The organism is Jiangella muralis (assembly GCF_001270745.1).
Taxonomy (GTDB): Bacteria; Actinomycetota; Actinomycetes; order Jiangellales; family Jiangellaceae; genus Jiangella; species Jiangella muralis.
The window spans coordinates 274898-290891 of the sequence record NZ_LFXL01000010.1 but is presented as its reverse complement, the minus strand read 5'-3'; the positions used below and the strand labels follow the sequence as shown (position 1 = coordinate 290891).

General features: G+C 71.5%; 8 protein-coding genes. 7 read left to right on the top strand and 1 reads right to left on the bottom strand.

Annotated features, from left to right (window positions below; genetic code table 11):
* Positions 1 to 224 precede the first annotated feature (224 nt).
* From ACW62_RS19380 to ACW62_RS19355, 6 genes are all read left to right on the top strand, one after another.
* Positions 225 to 4763 carry a ThuA domain-containing protein gene (locus ACW62_RS19380; RefSeq protein ID WP_420843607.1) on the top strand — a complete coding sequence of 1513 codons (4539 nt, stop codon included), beginning with the start codon at positions 225 to 227 and terminating at the stop codon, positions 4761 to 4763.
* A 184-nt stretch (positions 4764 to 4947) separates the two neighbouring features.
* A complete protein-coding gene (locus ACW62_RS19375; RefSeq protein ID WP_157574851.1) occupies positions 4948 to 5580 on the top strand; it encodes a hypothetical protein in 633 nt (210 codons plus the stop codon).
* Between the two features lie 186 nt (positions 5581 to 5766).
* Positions 5767 to 6960, top strand: coding sequence for an ROK family transcriptional regulator (locus tag ACW62_RS19370; protein ID WP_053205741.1), 1194 nt, complete (start codon positions 5767 to 5769; stop codon positions 6958 to 6960).
* A 347-nt stretch (positions 6961 to 7307) separates the two neighbouring features.
* Positions 7308 to 8264 (top strand): sugar phosphate isomerase/epimerase family protein, encoded by a 957-nt coding sequence (locus ACW62_RS19365; protein ID WP_053205740.1) that lies wholly within the window; start codon positions 7308 to 7310, stop codon positions 8262 to 8264.
* Between the two features lie 14 nt (positions 8265 to 8278).
* Positions 8279 to 11608 carry a PQQ-dependent sugar dehydrogenase gene (locus tag ACW62_RS19360; protein WP_083459936.1) on the top strand — a complete coding sequence of 1110 codons (3330 nt, stop codon included), beginning with the start codon at positions 8279 to 8281 and terminating at the stop codon, positions 11606 to 11608.
* Positions 11609 to 11801: 193 nt separating this feature from the next.
* Positions 11802 to 13913, top strand: coding sequence for a PQQ-dependent sugar dehydrogenase (locus tag ACW62_RS19355; protein ID WP_053205739.1), 2112 nt, complete (start codon positions 11802 to 11804; stop codon positions 13911 to 13913).
* A 73-nt stretch (positions 13914 to 13986) separates the two neighbouring features.
* Here the strand turns inward: ACW62_RS19355 and ACW62_RS19350 are convergent, their stop codons facing one another.
* Complete coding sequence (locus tag ACW62_RS19350; RefSeq protein WP_053205738.1) at positions 13987 to 14370, bottom strand: VOC family protein; 384 nt, start codon at positions 14368 to 14370, stop codon at positions 13987 to 13989.
* Between the two features lie 301 nt (positions 14371 to 14671).
* Between ACW62_RS19350 and ACW62_RS19345 the strand changes: the two genes are divergently transcribed.
* Complete coding sequence (locus tag ACW62_RS19345) at positions 14672 to 15946, top strand: MFS transporter (protein WP_053205737.1); 1275 nt, start codon at positions 14672 to 14674, stop codon at positions 15944 to 15946.
* Positions 15947 to 15994: the final 48 nt, after the last annotated feature.

Sequence of the window (15994 nt, the reverse complement as noted above, 5' to 3'; positions counted from 1 at the left end):
ACCGCCGCCCGGCACCCGGCACCACACTCGCGGCCGAGGCGGGTGGAGCAAGGGGGAGCAAGGGGCGCGCACGCACCGCACGAGGAGGACCATTGCCACGCCAATCGAGACGACCCCTGCTCAGGTCCGCGGCGATCGCCGCGGCCGGAGCGCTGCTCCTGCCACTCGCCGCGACGACGGCGCCCGCGGCCGCCGCGCCCGTCGCCGCCCAGGACGTCGAGACCATGCACGAGGGCACCCATGTCCTCGTGTTCAGCAAGACCGCCGGGTTCCGGCACGACTCCATCCCGACCGGCATCGCCACCATCCAGGAGCTGGGCGCCGAGCGCGGCTGGGAGGTGACGGCGACGGAGGACGCGGCCGCCTTCACGCCGGAGAACCTCGCGCAGTACGACGTCGTGGTCTGGCTGTCCACCACCGGTGACGTGCTGAACGACGAGCAGCAGGCCGCGTTCGAGGGCTACGTCGCCGCCGGTGGCGGCTACGCCGGCGTGCACGCGGCCGCCGACACCGAGTACGACTGGGAGTGGTACGGCGGCCTCGTCGGCGCGTACTTCCAGTCGCACCCGCAGATCCAGCCGGCCACCGTCGTCGTCGAGGACCGCGTCCATCCGTCCACCGCGCACCTGCCGGAGCGGTGGGAGCGCACCGACGAGTGGTACGACTACCGCGCCAGCCCGCGCGGCGACGTGCACGTGCTGGCGTCGCTGGACGCGGACAGTTACGACGGCGACGTCATGGGCGCGGACCATCCGATCGCCTGGTGTCAGGAGTACGAGGGCGGCCGGTCCTGGTACACCGGCGGCGGGCACACCCAGGAGTCCTACGCCGAGGCGGAGTTCCGCGAGCACCTCGCCGGCGGCATCGAGACCGCCGCGGGCGCCGCCGACGCCGACTGCGGCGCCACCGTCACGGAGAACTTCGACCAGGTCACGCTGGCCCGCGGGCCGCAGGAGATGGGCGAGCCGATGGGCGTCGCCGTGCTCCCCGACGGCAGCGCGCTGCACACGTCGCGCGACGGCCGCGTCTTCTACACCGCGGCGGCCGGCCAGACGACGCTGGCGGCGGACATCCCGGTGTACGACTTCCGCGAGGACGGCATGCAGGGCATCGCCCTCGACCCGGACTTCGCCACCAACGGCTGGGTGTACCTCTACTACTCGCCGCCGCTCTCGACCCCGCCGGGGGAGGTCGCGCACTCCAGCCTGGACCCGTCCATCTGGGAGGCCTACGAGGGCCACAACAACCTGTCCCGCTTCCAGTTCGCGAACGGCGTGCTGGACCCGGCGTCGGAGCAGGTGGTCCTCCAGGTGCCGCAGGACCGCGGCAACTGCTGCCACCACGGCGGCGACATCGACTTCGACGCCGACGGCAACCTCTACCTGTCCACCGGCGACGACACCGACCCGTTCGAGTCCAACGGGTACGCGCCGATCGACGACCGGGCGACGCGGGCGCCGCAGTTCGACGCGCGCCGCACCTCCGGCAACACCAACGACCTGCGCGGCAAGATCCTGCGGATCACCGTCCAGGAGGACGGGTCGTACACCGTCCCGTCCGGGAACCTGTTCGCGCCGGGCACCGAGCTGACCCGGCCGGAGATCTACGCGATGGGCTTCCGCAACCCGTTCCGCATCAGCGTCGACCAGGAGACCGGCGACGTGTGGGTCGGCGACTACGGCCCCGACTCCGGCGGCCCGAACCAGTACGGCCCCGGCGGGCAGGTCGAGTTCGACCGGGTCACCGAGGCGGGCAACTTCGGCTGGCCCTACTGCACCGGCCGCAACACCGCGGCCGAGACGTACGCGGACCGCGACTTCACCTCGTACTACGGCATCGACCCGAACACCGGCCAGCCGGACCCGAACGACGGCACCCAGGACCCCGTCGGCGCGAAGTTCGACTGCGCGGGCGGCGCGGCGAACGACTCCGCGCTGAACACCGGCCTGCAGACGGTGCCGCCGGCGGTCGCCGCGTGGCTGCCGTACGACGGCGCTTCGGTGCCGGAGCTGGGCAGCGGCAGCGAGTCGCCGATGGGCGGCCCGGTGTACCGCTACGACCCGGCCCTGGAGTCGGAGACGAAGTTCCCCGCGTACTACGACGGGCAGTTCTTCGGCTACGAGTTCGGCCGCCGCTGGATCAAGAACATGACGGTCGGCGACGACGGGCCGGCGCGCATCGGCGCGTTCTCCAGCTTCCTGCAGAACACCCAGCTGATGGACCTGGAGTTCGGCCCGGAGGGCTCGCTGTACGTGCTCGACTACGGCACCGGGTTCTTCAACGGCGACGCGAACTCCGCGCTCTACCGCGTCGACTACGTCGCCGGCACCCGCTCGCCGTCCGCCGTCGCCACCGCGACCCCGACGTCCGGGCTGGCGCCGCTGACCGTCGAGTTCTCGTCCGAGGGCTCCGCCGACCCCGACCCCGGTGACGTCCTCACCTACGCGTGGGACTTCACCAGCGACGGGACCGTCGACTCCACCGAGCCGTCGGCGTCGCACACGTACACCGTCAACGGCGAGTACACGGCGACGCTCACCGCCACCGACTCCGACGGCAACACCGGCGTGGCCACCGCGCACGTCGTCGTCGGCAACACCGCGCCGGTGGTGGAGTTCGTGTCGCCGCCCAACGGTGGCCTGTTCACCTTCGGGCAGGACGTCGCGTTCGAGGTCAGCGTCACCGACCCGGACGGGCAGCCGGTCGACTGCGCCGACGTCGAGGTGACCTTCGCGCTCGGGCACGACCAGCACACGCACGGCGGCGAGTCGGTCACCGGCTGCTCCGGCACCATCCCGACCGGCACCGACGGTTCGCACGGTACCGACGACAACATCTTCGGGCTGCTGCTGGCCGAGTACACCGACACGCCGCCGTCGCCGGACACCGTCCCGGTCACGGGGACGGCCGAGCTGGTGCTGCAGCCGCGGCACCGTCAGGCCGAGCACTTCTCCGCGCAGAACGGCGTGCAGGTGGTCAGCCACGGCGCGGCCGAGGGCGGCGCCCGGGTCGGCTACATCGACCCCGGCGACTGGATCTCGTTCGAGCCGTACGACCTGGCCGGCGCGAAGTCCGTCCAGCTGCGGGTGTCGGCCGGCGGTCCCGGCGGCACCGTCGAGCTGCGCACCGGCGCACCCGACGGCCCGCTCGCGGCCACCGTCGCGGTGCCGCACACCGGCAGCCCGGACAACTACGTCGACCTCGAACCCGTCCCGGTCACCGACCCGGGCACCGGGACCGGGCCGCTCTACCTGGTGTTCCAGGGCAGCGGCGGCGGGCTGATGGACATCGACGCGTTCACCTTCAGCAGCGACCCGGCCGCCTGCGCGGACCCGGGCGCCGAGGTGGACCCGAACGACGAGTTCGAGGGCACCGCGCTGGACCGCTGCCGGTGGACGTCCATCCTGCGGCCCAACCCCGTGGGTCTGGGCGTAGCCGACGGCAAGCTGCGCATCGACGCCGCCGAGGGGGACATGTTCGGCGGAAACACCACCGCCGCCAACGTCGTCCTGCAGCCGATCGCCGACCCGGCGGCCGGCTTCGAGGCGTCCACCCAGCTGGCCCTCCCGGCCGGCGGCGACTACGAGCAGGCCGGGCTGATCGTCCACGCGGGCGACCAGAACTTCGCCAAGGCGGTGCTCATCAACATCCCCGGCGTCGGCTGGCGGTTCGAGTTCGGCCTCAACCAGGACGGGCAGGCGGTGTTCGACGCCGCGCTGGACCGCTCCGGGCCGCTGCCGGCGGGCATCAACGAGAACGCGCACGTGAAGATCGTCAGCAACGGCGCGACGCTGACCGCGTACTGGTCCGCGGACGGTGAGGAATGGACGGCGTTCGGCCGGCCGCGTCCGACGTCCGGGCTGCCGAACGCGCGGATCGGCCTGGCCGCGTTCAACGGCGTCGGCCAGCCGGCGACGTTCGAGCGGTTCACGTTCGGCGAGGCACCGGTCGTCCAGTGCGACCCCACCGACCCGGGGGCGGGCTACCAGAGCCTGTTCGACGGGACGGCGGACAGCCTGGCGGCGTGGCGGATGGCCGGTCCGGGCGGATTCCTGCACGCCGACTGCGAGCTGGTCTCGTACGGCGGGCTGGGGCTCTACTGGTACGACCAGCCGCTCACCGACTACTCGCTGAAGCTGGACTGGATGATGCCGGGCGACGACAACTCCGGCATCTTCGTCGGGTTCCCGGACCCGGGGACCGACCCGTGGCTGGCGGTGAACCAGGGCCACGAGATCCAGATCGACGCCACCGACGCGCCCGACCGCACCACCGGTGCGATCTACGCGTTCCAGGGCGCCGACCAGGCCGCTCGGGACGAGGCGCTGAACCCGGCGGGCGAGTGGAACGAGTACGAGATCGTGGTGCAGGGCGACCGGATCCAGGTCTACCTCAACGGCACGCTGATCAACGACTACACCGACACCGACCCGAACCGGATGAACCAGCCGAGCTACGTCGGCATCCAGAACCACGGCAACGGCGACGACGTGTACTTCCGCAACGTCCGGGTCCAGGAGTTCACGTTCGAGTCCGGCGCCAGCCTCGTCGCCGACCACTACGCGGCCGGCGCGCTGAACCGGCAGCAGGAACGGCAGCTCACCCAGCACCTGTCCATGGCCGCACGGCTGGCCGGCGACGGCCAGGCCGAGCCGGCCGCGGGCTCGCTGGACCGCTACGACGCCGTGGCGTCGACGGTCCAGGACGAGGCGGTCCGCGTCGAGTTGCTCCGCATGAGCGACGCGCTGCGGGCGCGGCTGTAACCACCAGAGGAAGGGAGACGTCACCGTGCAAGCTCAACGTCCTGCGAACGTGGCGAACCGACGCGACGAATCACGGAGACCGAGCGCGCGCGGCGGACGGGGGACCGGTGCCGGCCGGTCCTCGTCCCCGGCGCCGGGGCAGCAGTCCCCGCCCCGGCGCCGGGGCTTCTGGATCGTCGTGGCGGTGGCCCTCGCCGCCGTCAACATCGTCCTGGCCACGCTGGTGCTCGGCGGCGGCCGCGACGACGACGACCCGGTGGCCGATCGTGTCGCCGAACTGGAGGCGCAGGAGGAGGTGCGCCAGGTCGAGCTGGTCGGCGAGCTGACGCAGCAGACCACCGCGGCGCACGCCGGCCTGCTCAACGTGATCGACGGCCTGCACATGGTGGTGCCGTCCGGCGGGCAGGCGGTCGTCTCGCCCACCGTCAGCCCCGCCGCCTGGCACTCGGCCGTCGGCGCCGCCATCGGCACCTTCGGCGACCCGCCGTCCGGGTCGACGGAGTTCAACACCGCCCGCAACGGGCTGCTGCTGGCGATCGACCTGCTCGGCTCCGCGGCGACGGCGTACGAGTCGGCCGTCGCCGCCCCGGCCGGTCCGGAGCAGGAACGGCTGCTGGAGCTGGCCGGGCGGCTGCGGGACCAGGCGGTGGCCGCGTGGTCGGTGGCCGCGACCCAGCTCGACGTCCTCAACATCGACGCCGGCAACGGCCACCTCCACATCACGCTGCCGTCGCGGCCCGGCGAGGAGGTCGACCCGCACGGCGGCGTCGGCTTCGAGCCGTCCGCGGAGGACCACGCGAACCACACCGGAGGGTAGGTGAGGGTAGGTTCTGGTCTGGTGTTGCGTCCTGGTCTCTCGTTGCGTTTCTGGGCTGGTTCCGGGCGTCTGTCGCAACAGGGGACCAGGACGTGACGCAGGACCACGACTGAGGGCTGAGACGCCGTTCTCACGATGGGAGATCACTTTCGCGGTGCAGCGGCGAAAGTGTGGCACGATTATCCCATGGCGCACACGCTCGCCGGCCGGCCGGAGACGGCGACCCAGGCGAAAGTCCTGAAGCTGCTGCGCGACGAGGGGCCGCTCTCCCGGGTGGAACTCGCCGACCGGCTCGGAGTCTCACGTACCACCATGGCCAGTGAGGTCAGCCGCCTGACCGAGCTGGGCCTCGCCGAGGGCGCCGGCCCGGCCGCGTCGCGTGGCGGGCGCCGCTCGACCCTGGTCGACCTCTCGTCCGACGTCCGCTTCGTCGGCGTGGCGATCGGCGCGACCACCGTGTCCGTCGCGCTCACCGACGGCCGGCTGACGGTGCTCGGGCAGCGCTCCATCGACATGGACGTCCGCCTCGGCCCGGAGCCGGTGCTGGCTAGCGCGCTCGAGCTGACCCACAAGGTGCTCGCCGAGCACGGCGTCGCCCGTCCCGCCGGTGTCGGCGTGGGCGTCCCCGGCCCGGTCGACTTCCACGGCGGCATGCCGGTCTCGCCGCCGATCATGCCCGGCTGGGACGGCTACCCCGTCCGCGACGCGCTCGCGCGCGAGCTGGGCTGCCCGGTGCTGCTCGACAACGACGTCAACGTCATGGCGCTGGGGGAGCAGCACTCCGGTGTCGCCAAGAACGCCCGCGACTTCCTCTTCGTGAAGATCGGGACGGGCATCGGCTGCGGCATCGTCGTCGACGGCCAGCTCTACCGCGGCGTCGACGGCTGCGCGGGCGACATCGGGCACATCCGGGTCGAGGAGTTCGGGCCCACCTGCGCGTGCGGCAACACCGGCTGCCTCGAAGCCTTCTTCGGCGGCTCCGCGCTGGCCCGCGACGCCCTGGCCGCCGCGCGCGGCGGACGGTCGCCGGCGCTGGCGTCGCTGCTCGCCGAGAAGGGCGAGCTGACCGGCGCCGACGTCGCCGCCGCGGTCACCATGGGCGACCCCTACACCGTCCAGATGATCCGCGACGGCGGCCACCGGGTCGGCTGGGTACTGGCCAGCCTGGTGTCGTTCTTCAACCCCGGCCTCATCGTCATCGGCGGCCGGGTGGCGCGGCTCGGGCACCCGCTGCTGGCCGAGATCCGCGGCGTGGTCTACCGCCGCTCGCTGCCGCTGGCCACCGGCAACCTCCCCGTCGTCCTCAGCGAGATGGGCGACGACGCCGGGGTCGTGGGTGCGGCGGCGCTGATCAGCGACGCGATCTTCGCCGCCCCCTGACGGCGGGCCCGGCGGTTTGGCTGCTGCCCATGGCGCTGTAGTTGTTGCTCTGACGACACAAACAGCGCCATGACCATGGTTCTCGCCAGCACGACCAGCCACCTGGGGCCGCACTATCCCCGGTGAACGGCATTACTTACCACGTGAAGTTGCGAAAGTGCGCCGCAAACTGTTGACCGGAGTTTCCCGGTACGTCTAGTTTGCGTGATCAACGGCCGTTTCAGGCCGGTTCTTCGCGCGTTCGCACGGGCACCGGGGGCGAAGGGAGGGGGGCATCGCTCGGCGTGCGCTTGGCATCCCGTCACAGATCCCGCGCAGCGGTCGATCGACTCAACGAGGAGAACGAGATGGCACGTTCCGAGATCAACCGACGGCGGTTCCTGGGCGCCGTCGCCGGCACCACCATGGCGGTGACGGCCGCGGGGCTGGCCGCCCCGTCCGCCGCGAACGCCGCGAATGCGGCCAAGGGCATGCTGGTGCCGCCCGGCAAGATCGGCATCCAGCTGTTCACCATCCGCAACCTGGTCTCGTCGCTCGGCTTCCGGGTCGTCTTCGAGGAGCTGGCCCGGCTGGGGTACCAGAACGTCGAGTTCGCCGGCTACAGCTCGCCGGCCGAGCCGGGCATCACGGTGCAGCAGATCAGGCAGCTGCTCGACGACAACGGGCTGACGGGCATCGGCAGCCACGTCGGCCTGAACGCGTTCCGCAGCAACATCGAGCTGGAGCTGGACCGCGCCGAGATCCTCGGCCTGCCGTTCATCGGGACGGCGAACGAGCCGGTAACGGCGGCCAACCGGACGGTGGCCGGGTACCGGGCGGCGGCCGCCGAGTTCAACGCCTTCGGCGCGGCCGCGCAGGCCCGCGGGCTGCGCTGGTACCACCACAACCATCAGAACGAGTTCCGGCTGGCGGCCGACGATCCCGGCGTGCGGCTGTACGACCTGCTGCTGTCCGAGACCGACCCGAAGTTGGTCTTCCTCGAGATGGACATCTACTGGGCGTACGTGGGCCAGCACATCGCGCCGGGCTTCGACCCGATCGACTACGTCGTCGCGAACCGGCTGCGGTACCCGCTGTTCCACGCCAAGGACGGCCGGCGCTCGGCGGCGGCGAACGGGTACGACATCGTCGAGTTCGGCGCCGGGGACATCGACTTCCAGCGGTTCTACACCAGCATCGGCTCCCGCGGCCGGCACTACTCGCTGTACGAGCAGGACAACGCGCCGAACACGTCGCCGGACGCCGGTGGCGCGCTGGGCGCGGCCGAACGCAGCTTCGACGCCATCTACGGCCTGCGCGGCTGACGAGAGGACCCTCCATGCGCCGCATCCGCAGCATCCTGACCACCTTCCTGGCCGTACTCCTCCCCGTGGCCGCCCTGACGGCGACGGCTCCGGCAGCGGCCCACGAGGGCCACGACCCCGCCGCCGACGACCCCGCCCTGGACTGGGACAACTACGAGAAGATCCTGCTCAGCAAGGACACCGGCGAGCCGATCGACCTCGCCGTCCTGCCGGACAGCCGGATCCTGCACACCGCCCGCAACGGCGACGTCCGGCTGACCGACCCGTCGACCGGCATCACCCGGGTGATCAACCGCATCGACGTCTACGCCAACTCCGAGGACGGCCTGCAGACCGTCGCGGTCGACCCGGACTTCGCGACGAACCAGTGGGTCTACCTGCTGTACGCGCCGCGGGTGATGCAGGCGCCGTACCCGCAGACGACGCCGACGGGCAACGCGCCGAACTCGCTGCCGGCCGGCGAGACCGAGTCGTACTGGGACCGCTGGAAGGGCTACAACGTCCTGTCGCGGTTCAAGTGGGACGAGGCGACCGACTCGCTCGACCTGTCGACGGAGCAGCAGATCATCAAGGTCGAGACGCAGCGCGGCCAGTGCTGCCACGTCGCCGGTGACATGGCGTGGGACGCCGACGGCAACCTGTACCTGTCGACGGGCGACAACACGCCGGCCAGCACGCCGGGCGCCGGCGGCATGGCGCCGAACAACGACGCGCCGGGGATGAACCCGGGCTTCGACGCTCGCCGCGGCGCCGGCAACACCAACGACCTGCGCGGCAAGATCCTGCGCATCCACGTCGAGGACGACGGGTCGTACACCGTCCCGGACGGCAACCTGTTCGCGCCGGGCACGGCGCAGACCCGCCCGGAGATCTACGTCATGGGCGTGCGCAACCCGTTCCGCATCGACTACGACGTGCAGACCGGCGCGCTGGTCTGGGGCGACTATGGGCCCGACGCCGGTGCGCCGAATCCGAACCGCGGCCCGATGGGCTACGTCGAGTGGCAGTCGACGCTGCAGCCGATCAACGGCGGCTGGCCGTACTGCCACGGCCCGAACGCCAACTACAACGAGTGGGACTACGCGACGGCGACACCCGGGGCGTGGTTCGACTGCGACGCCGGCGCGCAGAACAACTCGCGCTGGAACACCGGCCTCGACGTCGTCCCGCCGGCCACCGCGCCGCACCTGTACTACGGCGACAACGCCAGCCACCAGCCGTGGCCGGAGCTGACCGACCTCGGCGGCGGCGGCCAGGGCCCGATGGGCGGCCCGGTGTACCGCTACGACGCGGGCAACCCGTCGCCGGCGAAGTTCCCCGCGTTCTGGGACGGCCACCCGTTCTTCGCCGAGTTCTCCCAGGACTACGTCGCGGCGTTCACGCTCGACCTCGCCACCAACGGCCCGGTCACGGCCATCACCGACTTCCTGCCGAACGCGCACCTCAGCGACGTCGCCCAGCCGATCTGGGACAACGTCATGGACATGGAGTTCGGCCCGGACGGCTCGCTGTACGTGCTCGAGTACGGTGACGGCTTCTTCCGGCAGAACCCCGACGCCGGCCTGTACCGGGTCGACTACGCCGAGGGCAACAAGTCGCCACAGGCCCGCTACACCGCCGACCCGGTGTCCAGCAGCAACGCGCCGCTGACGGTGACGTTCGACGCTTCGGCGTCGGCCGACCCGGAGGGTGCCGCGCTCACCTACGAGTGGGACTTCGACGGCGACGGCACGTTCGACGCCACCGGGGTCAACGTCACGCACACCTACACCGAGCTGGGCCAGTACAACGCGGCGCTGCGGGTGACCGACCCGTCCGGCAAGTTCGGCGTGCGGTCGTCGCAGATCACGGTCGGCAACGTGGCCCCGACGGTCACGCTGGACACCCCGACCGGCGGCTTCTTCGACTGGGGCCAGGCGGTGCCGGTGACGGTGTCCGTCAGCGACCCCGAGGACGGCAACACGCCGGTATGCGCGCGGGCGACGTGGGCGTTCGGCCTCGGGCACGACGAGCACGCGCACCCGCTCAGCTCGGGCACCGGCTGCACGTTCGGCGTCCCGACCCCGGCCGACGCGCCGGAGCACGGCGAGACGGAGAACATCTACGGCGCGCTGGTGGTCGGCTACACCGACGCCGGCCACCTGGGCGTCCCGCCGGCCCGCGGCGAGGCGTCGCTGCTGCTGAACCCGAAGACGCAGCAGGCGGAGTGGTTCGACGCGAGCAACGGCGTCGAGGTCACCGACGACGCGGACGCGCGCGGCCTGCGCAAGGTGACGTCGTTCGACGCCGGCGACTGGATCGCCTTCGACCCGGTCAACCTGGCCAACATCGACAGCGTCGTCGCCCGGGCCTGGGGACGGGGCACGCTGCACCTGCGCTGGAACGACCCGAAGGCGCCGCCGTTCGCGCAGCTCTCCTTCCGCAACCGGACCGGCTGGTTCGAGGTGGAGCAGGCGCTGACGAACGCGCCGGCGGGCTCCGGCCGGCTCTACCTGACGTCGACCAGCGGGTTCGAGCTCGACGAGGTCCGCTTCGTCGGTGACGGCGTCGCCGACGTGACCCCGCCGACGGTGAGCCACACGCTCAATCCGGCGGCGCCGACCGGCCAGAACGGCTGGTACACCGGCGACGTCACGCTGACCGTCAACGCCACCGACAACGGCACCGTCGCCAGCCGGCAACGGTCCACCGACGGCGGCACCACCTGGGTCAACGCGAACAACCCGCTGACAATCACGGCCGAGGGCAGCACGACGGTGCACTACCGGGCCACCGACAACGGCGGCAACGTGTCGTCCGCCGGCTCGGTCACGGTGAAGATCGACAAGTCCGCGCCGGTCGCGTCGATCGCCGGGGTCGACAACGGCGGCAGCTACGCGGCGAGCGGCACGCTCACGCCGTCGTTCGCCGGCACCGACGCGGTCTCCGGGATCGCCTCGGTGACGGGCACGCTGGACGGCGCGCCGCTGGAGTCCGGGTCGGTGGTGCAGCTGTGGACCCTGACCGTCGGCGAACACGCGCTGGCCGCGACGGCCACCGACAACGCCGGCCGGCAGGGCACCGCGTCGGCGGCGTTCACCGTCACGACGTCGCTGGCCGACCTCGCCGCCATCGTCGACCACTACGACGGTGTGGGCGTGCTGAGCGGCGCGGGTGAGAGCCGGCTGCGGCTGCATCTCGACACCGCGATCCGCAACTCCGCGGCCGGCCGGAACGACAGCGCCGTCCGCTCGCTCGCGCAGTTCGTCGCGACCGCCCGGAGCGCCACGTTCGTCACCGACGCCGCGGCCCGGACGGTGCTCGTCCACCACGGGGAGGTGCTGACCGCCCAGCTGAGCGCCTGACCGAATCCTCGGGTACGCCGGTGGGCCGGGCCGCAGACCGGCCCACCGGCGCCTCACCACGTCCGGACATCGAGCACTTTCGTCACTTCACCGCTCAGATTGCACGACCAGCGACGAAACCATTGCAAACGTCTTGACATAGTGGAAACAGGACGTTTATCTGAGGCCTTCCGAACCGTGATCGGAGGGCAGCATGCGCAAAGCCGTAGTGATGGCCGTGGGGGCGCTCGTCGCGTCCACGCTCGTCGCGGCACCGGGCCTCGCCGCATCCGGGGCACCGGACGCGGCACCGCCGGATTCGGCGTTCCAGAAGGTCACCCTCAATGACACACCCGGCGAACCGATGGACCTCGTGGTCCTGCCGGACGGCCGGGTGTTGCACACCACCCGCGCCGGCGAGGTGTGGCTGCACGACCCCGACACGCGGCTCAACACGCTGGCCGCGGAGCTGGACGTCTACGAGCACGACGAGGAGGGGCTGCAGAGCATCGCCGTCGACCCCGGCTTCGGCAAGACGAACAACTGGATCTACCTGTACTACTCGCCGCCGCTGGACACCCCGCTCGACGACCCCGACACCCCGACGGTGAACGAGGGCGACGCGCTGTTCGACGGCGTGCCCGCCGACTGGGAGCCGTTCAAGGGGCACATCACCCTGGCGCGGTTCCAGCTGACGGGCGACCAGATCGACCTGTCGACCGAGCAGCACATCATGGACGTCCCCGTCGACCGCGGCATCTGCTGCCATGTCGGCGGCGACATCGCCTTCGACGACGCCGGCAACCTGTACCTGGGCACCGGCGACGACACCAACCCGTTCGAGTCGGACGGGTTCGCGCCGATCGACGAGCGGGCCACCCGTAACCCGGCCTTCGACGCGCAGCGCACCTCGGCCAACACCAACGACCTGCGCGGCAAGATCCTGCGCATCACCGTGCAACGGGACGGCTCGTACACCATCCCGGACGGCAACCTGTTCGAGCCCGGCACCGAGGGCACCAAGCCCGAGATCTACGCCATGGGCCTGCGCAACCCGTTCCGCCTCGAGGTGCAGCCGGAGACCGGCGACGTCTACGTCGGCGACTACTCGCCCGACGCCGGCGCCGACGACCCCGCCCGCGGGCCGGCCGGCCAGGGCAAGTGGACGGTCGTGCGCGAGCCGGCGAACTACGGCTGGCCGTACTGCGCCACCGCCGACAAGCCCTACGTCGACTACGACTTCGGCACCGGGGCGTCCGGCGCGCCGTTCGACTGCGCGGCGCCGGTGAACGAGTCGCCGCACAACACCGGACTGACCGAGCTGCCGCCGGTGGCGCAGCCGGACATCTGGTACGGCTACGGCGCGTCGGCGGAGTTCCCGGAGCTCGGCACCGGCGGCATCGGCCCGATGGGCGGCCCGGCCTACGACTTCGACCCGAAGACGACCCGCGGACGGGCGCCGATCGCCTGGCCGGAGTACTACGACGGCATCCCGCTGGCGTACGAGTGGACCCGCGACTGGATCAAGGGCATCCACCTGGACGACGGCGAGGTCGAGGCGATCGAGGCCATCGTCCCGTCGATCGTCACCGACAACCCGATGGACATGGAGTTCGGCCCCGACGGCGCGCTCTACGTCCTCGAGTACGGCGACGGCTACTTCGCCGAGAACCCCGACGCCCAGTTGTCGCGCATCGACTACATCGGCGTGGGCGGCAACCACACCCCGACGCCCGTCGTCGCGGCGGACGTCACCGAAGGGCTCGCGCCGCTGGCGGTGCAGTTCTCCAGCGAGGGCACGGCCGACGCCGACGGCGACCGGCTGCGCTACGAGTGGGACTTCGACGGTGACGGCAAGGTCGACTCCCACGCGCGGAACCCGTCCTTCACGTACGAGGAGAACGGCCTGTACCACGCGACACTGAAGGTCACCGACCTCGGCGGCAAGCACCGCAACAAGTCGGCGTCGGCGGAGGTCGACGTCATCGTCGGCAACCTCACGCCGCAGGTCGAGTTCGTGACGCCGCAGTCGGGCGACACGTTCAGCTTCGGCGACCAGGTGGCGTACGAGGTGCAGGTCACCGACGACCAGCCGGTCGACTGCTCGCGGGTGCGCGTGACGTACATCCTCGGCCACGACACCCACGGTCACCCGCAGACGACGGCGCTCGGCTGCAGCGGCACGCTGCTGACGACGCTGCCGGGCGGGCACGACCCGGGCGACAACCTGACCGGCGTCTTCAACGTCACCTACACCGACGCCCCCGGCGAGGGCGTTCCGCCGCTGACCGACAGCGCGGAGGTGGTGCTGGTTCCGGCGGGCTGACGCCCTGATCGTCCGGACGCATACGCCGGCCGGGTTCTCGTCCACGGGGCGAGAACCCGGCCGGCCCTCGCCCCTAGTGCCAGACCCGGGCCGCGGCGGCGAACTCGGCCGGGTCGCTGTGCACCGGGATGACGCACAGCAGGTGTCCGCCGGGAGCCCGCAGCGTGTGGCAGCCCTGCCAGTCGCCCAGCTCGACCGCGCCGAGCCCGGTGAGCCGGGCCACCTCGGCCGCGACGTCGTCGGTCTCGATGTCGACGTGGTAGCGCGACGGCCCGCCCTCGAGGGCCTGGACGGCGGTCACGAGGCCGGGGACGGCGCCGGGCAGCCCGTGGAACTGCGGCTCGCCGGGCGGGCTCTGGCTGGTGGTGCCGAGCGCGGCGGTCCAGAACGCCACGCTCCGCCCGGCCTCGCCGGCCGGCGCGTCGATCAACAGGGTGGAGAGGCGGCTTCGGTGCATGGACCGTGATGCTAGGGGGACACACCTTAGGAGATCGCGCTCGCCTGGTACCGTTCGCGGCATGTCTGCTGCTTCGTGCGCGGCCTCTTGCGCCGCGGTCACCAGGACGTCCCGCTAGCGGCGGGACGTTCGACTCACACCCTCTTCCTGGACGTCCAGCCGCTTCGTGATCAGACCGGAGCGGCACGTTCGTGCTGCTCAGAACCCCTTCTGAGCAACGGAGCACCTGATGCTTCCAGGCATCCTCCCTTTCCGCGGGCACGGCCCATCCCCTGCACGCGCATGGCTGGTGTTGTGCGCGATGTCCATGCTGCAGTTCTTCATCGCGGTCGACGTGACCGTGGTCAACATCGCCCTGCCCTCGATCGGCGCCGACTTCGACGTCGACGGACACGCCCTGACCTGGGTCGTGGTCGGCACCGGCCTGTTCGGCGCCGCGTCCCTCCTGGCGGGCCTGGCCCCCACCTTCGAGTTGCTGGTGCTCGCGCGCCTGCTGCAGGGCGCCGGTGAGGCCATCGCGCTGCCCGCCGCGATGGCCACCATCGTCTTGACGTTCCCCGACGGCCCGCGTCGGTCGCGGGCGCTGAGCGTGTGGGCCGCGGTGGCCAGCTGCGGTCTCGTCCTCGGATTCGTCCTGTCCGGAATCATCACCGCCCACCTGGGGTGGCGGTGGATCTTCCTGGTCTCGGTCCCCTTCATCCTGATCGTGCTGCTGGCGGCCGCCTTCCTGGTCGACGGGGACCGGCCCGCGGCCGAGGGCGCCGCGCCGCTGGATGTTCCGGGCGCACTGCTGCTGACCGCCTGCCCGCTGCTGTTCACCTTCGCCGTGGTCGAGGCCGCCGAACCCGGAACGCCGCTCTGGGTGGTGCTGGGGGCGCTGGCCGGGGCGGTGGCGGCCGGAGTCGGGTTCGTGCGGGTCGAGGCGCGCTCGCGCAACCCGCTGCTGCCGCTGGGCTTCTTCGTCCATCGCACGCGGGTGGCGGCCAACCTGGTCACGATGCTGCTGAGCGGCGCGTTGTCGACCTCGTTTCTGCTGTTCACCTTCTATCTGCAGGACCGGCTGGGCGTCAGCCCGCTCGGCGCGGGCCTGACGATGCTGCCGCTGGCGGTCTCGCTGATCGTGTGCTCCGTGCTGGTGCCCCGGCTGCTGGACCGCTGGGGAGCACACGTGTGCGTGCTGGCCGGCATCGGCTGCACCGCCGCCGCGATGGCCGTGATCGCGCTCGTGTCGGCCCTGCAGACGGGCGCCGTGACGATGATCCCGGCGATGCTCCTGATCGCGGCCGGAATGGGGTTCGGTCTGGTGGGGCTCCAGTACCTCGCGGTCACCGGTGTCACCGACGACGACGCCGGGGTCGCCTCGGGCGTCCAGCGCGCGGCTGACCAGTTGGGGGGTGCGATCGGGGTGGCCGTCTGCGTCGGGATCGGATTCGCCCCGTCCCTGCACTCCCTCGATCCGTTCCTGGTCGCCACCCTGCTGGCCGCCGTGGGTCTCGTGACCGGTGCGGTCGTGGCCTGGCGCCGGCCGCGCTCACCGAGTGGCGACGTTGAATCGGTTCGCGACTTTGTCCAATGAAAGTGAGAAGTTCGTCGTTCGCGTGCGTGAAACCTGGCTTTGGTGCTG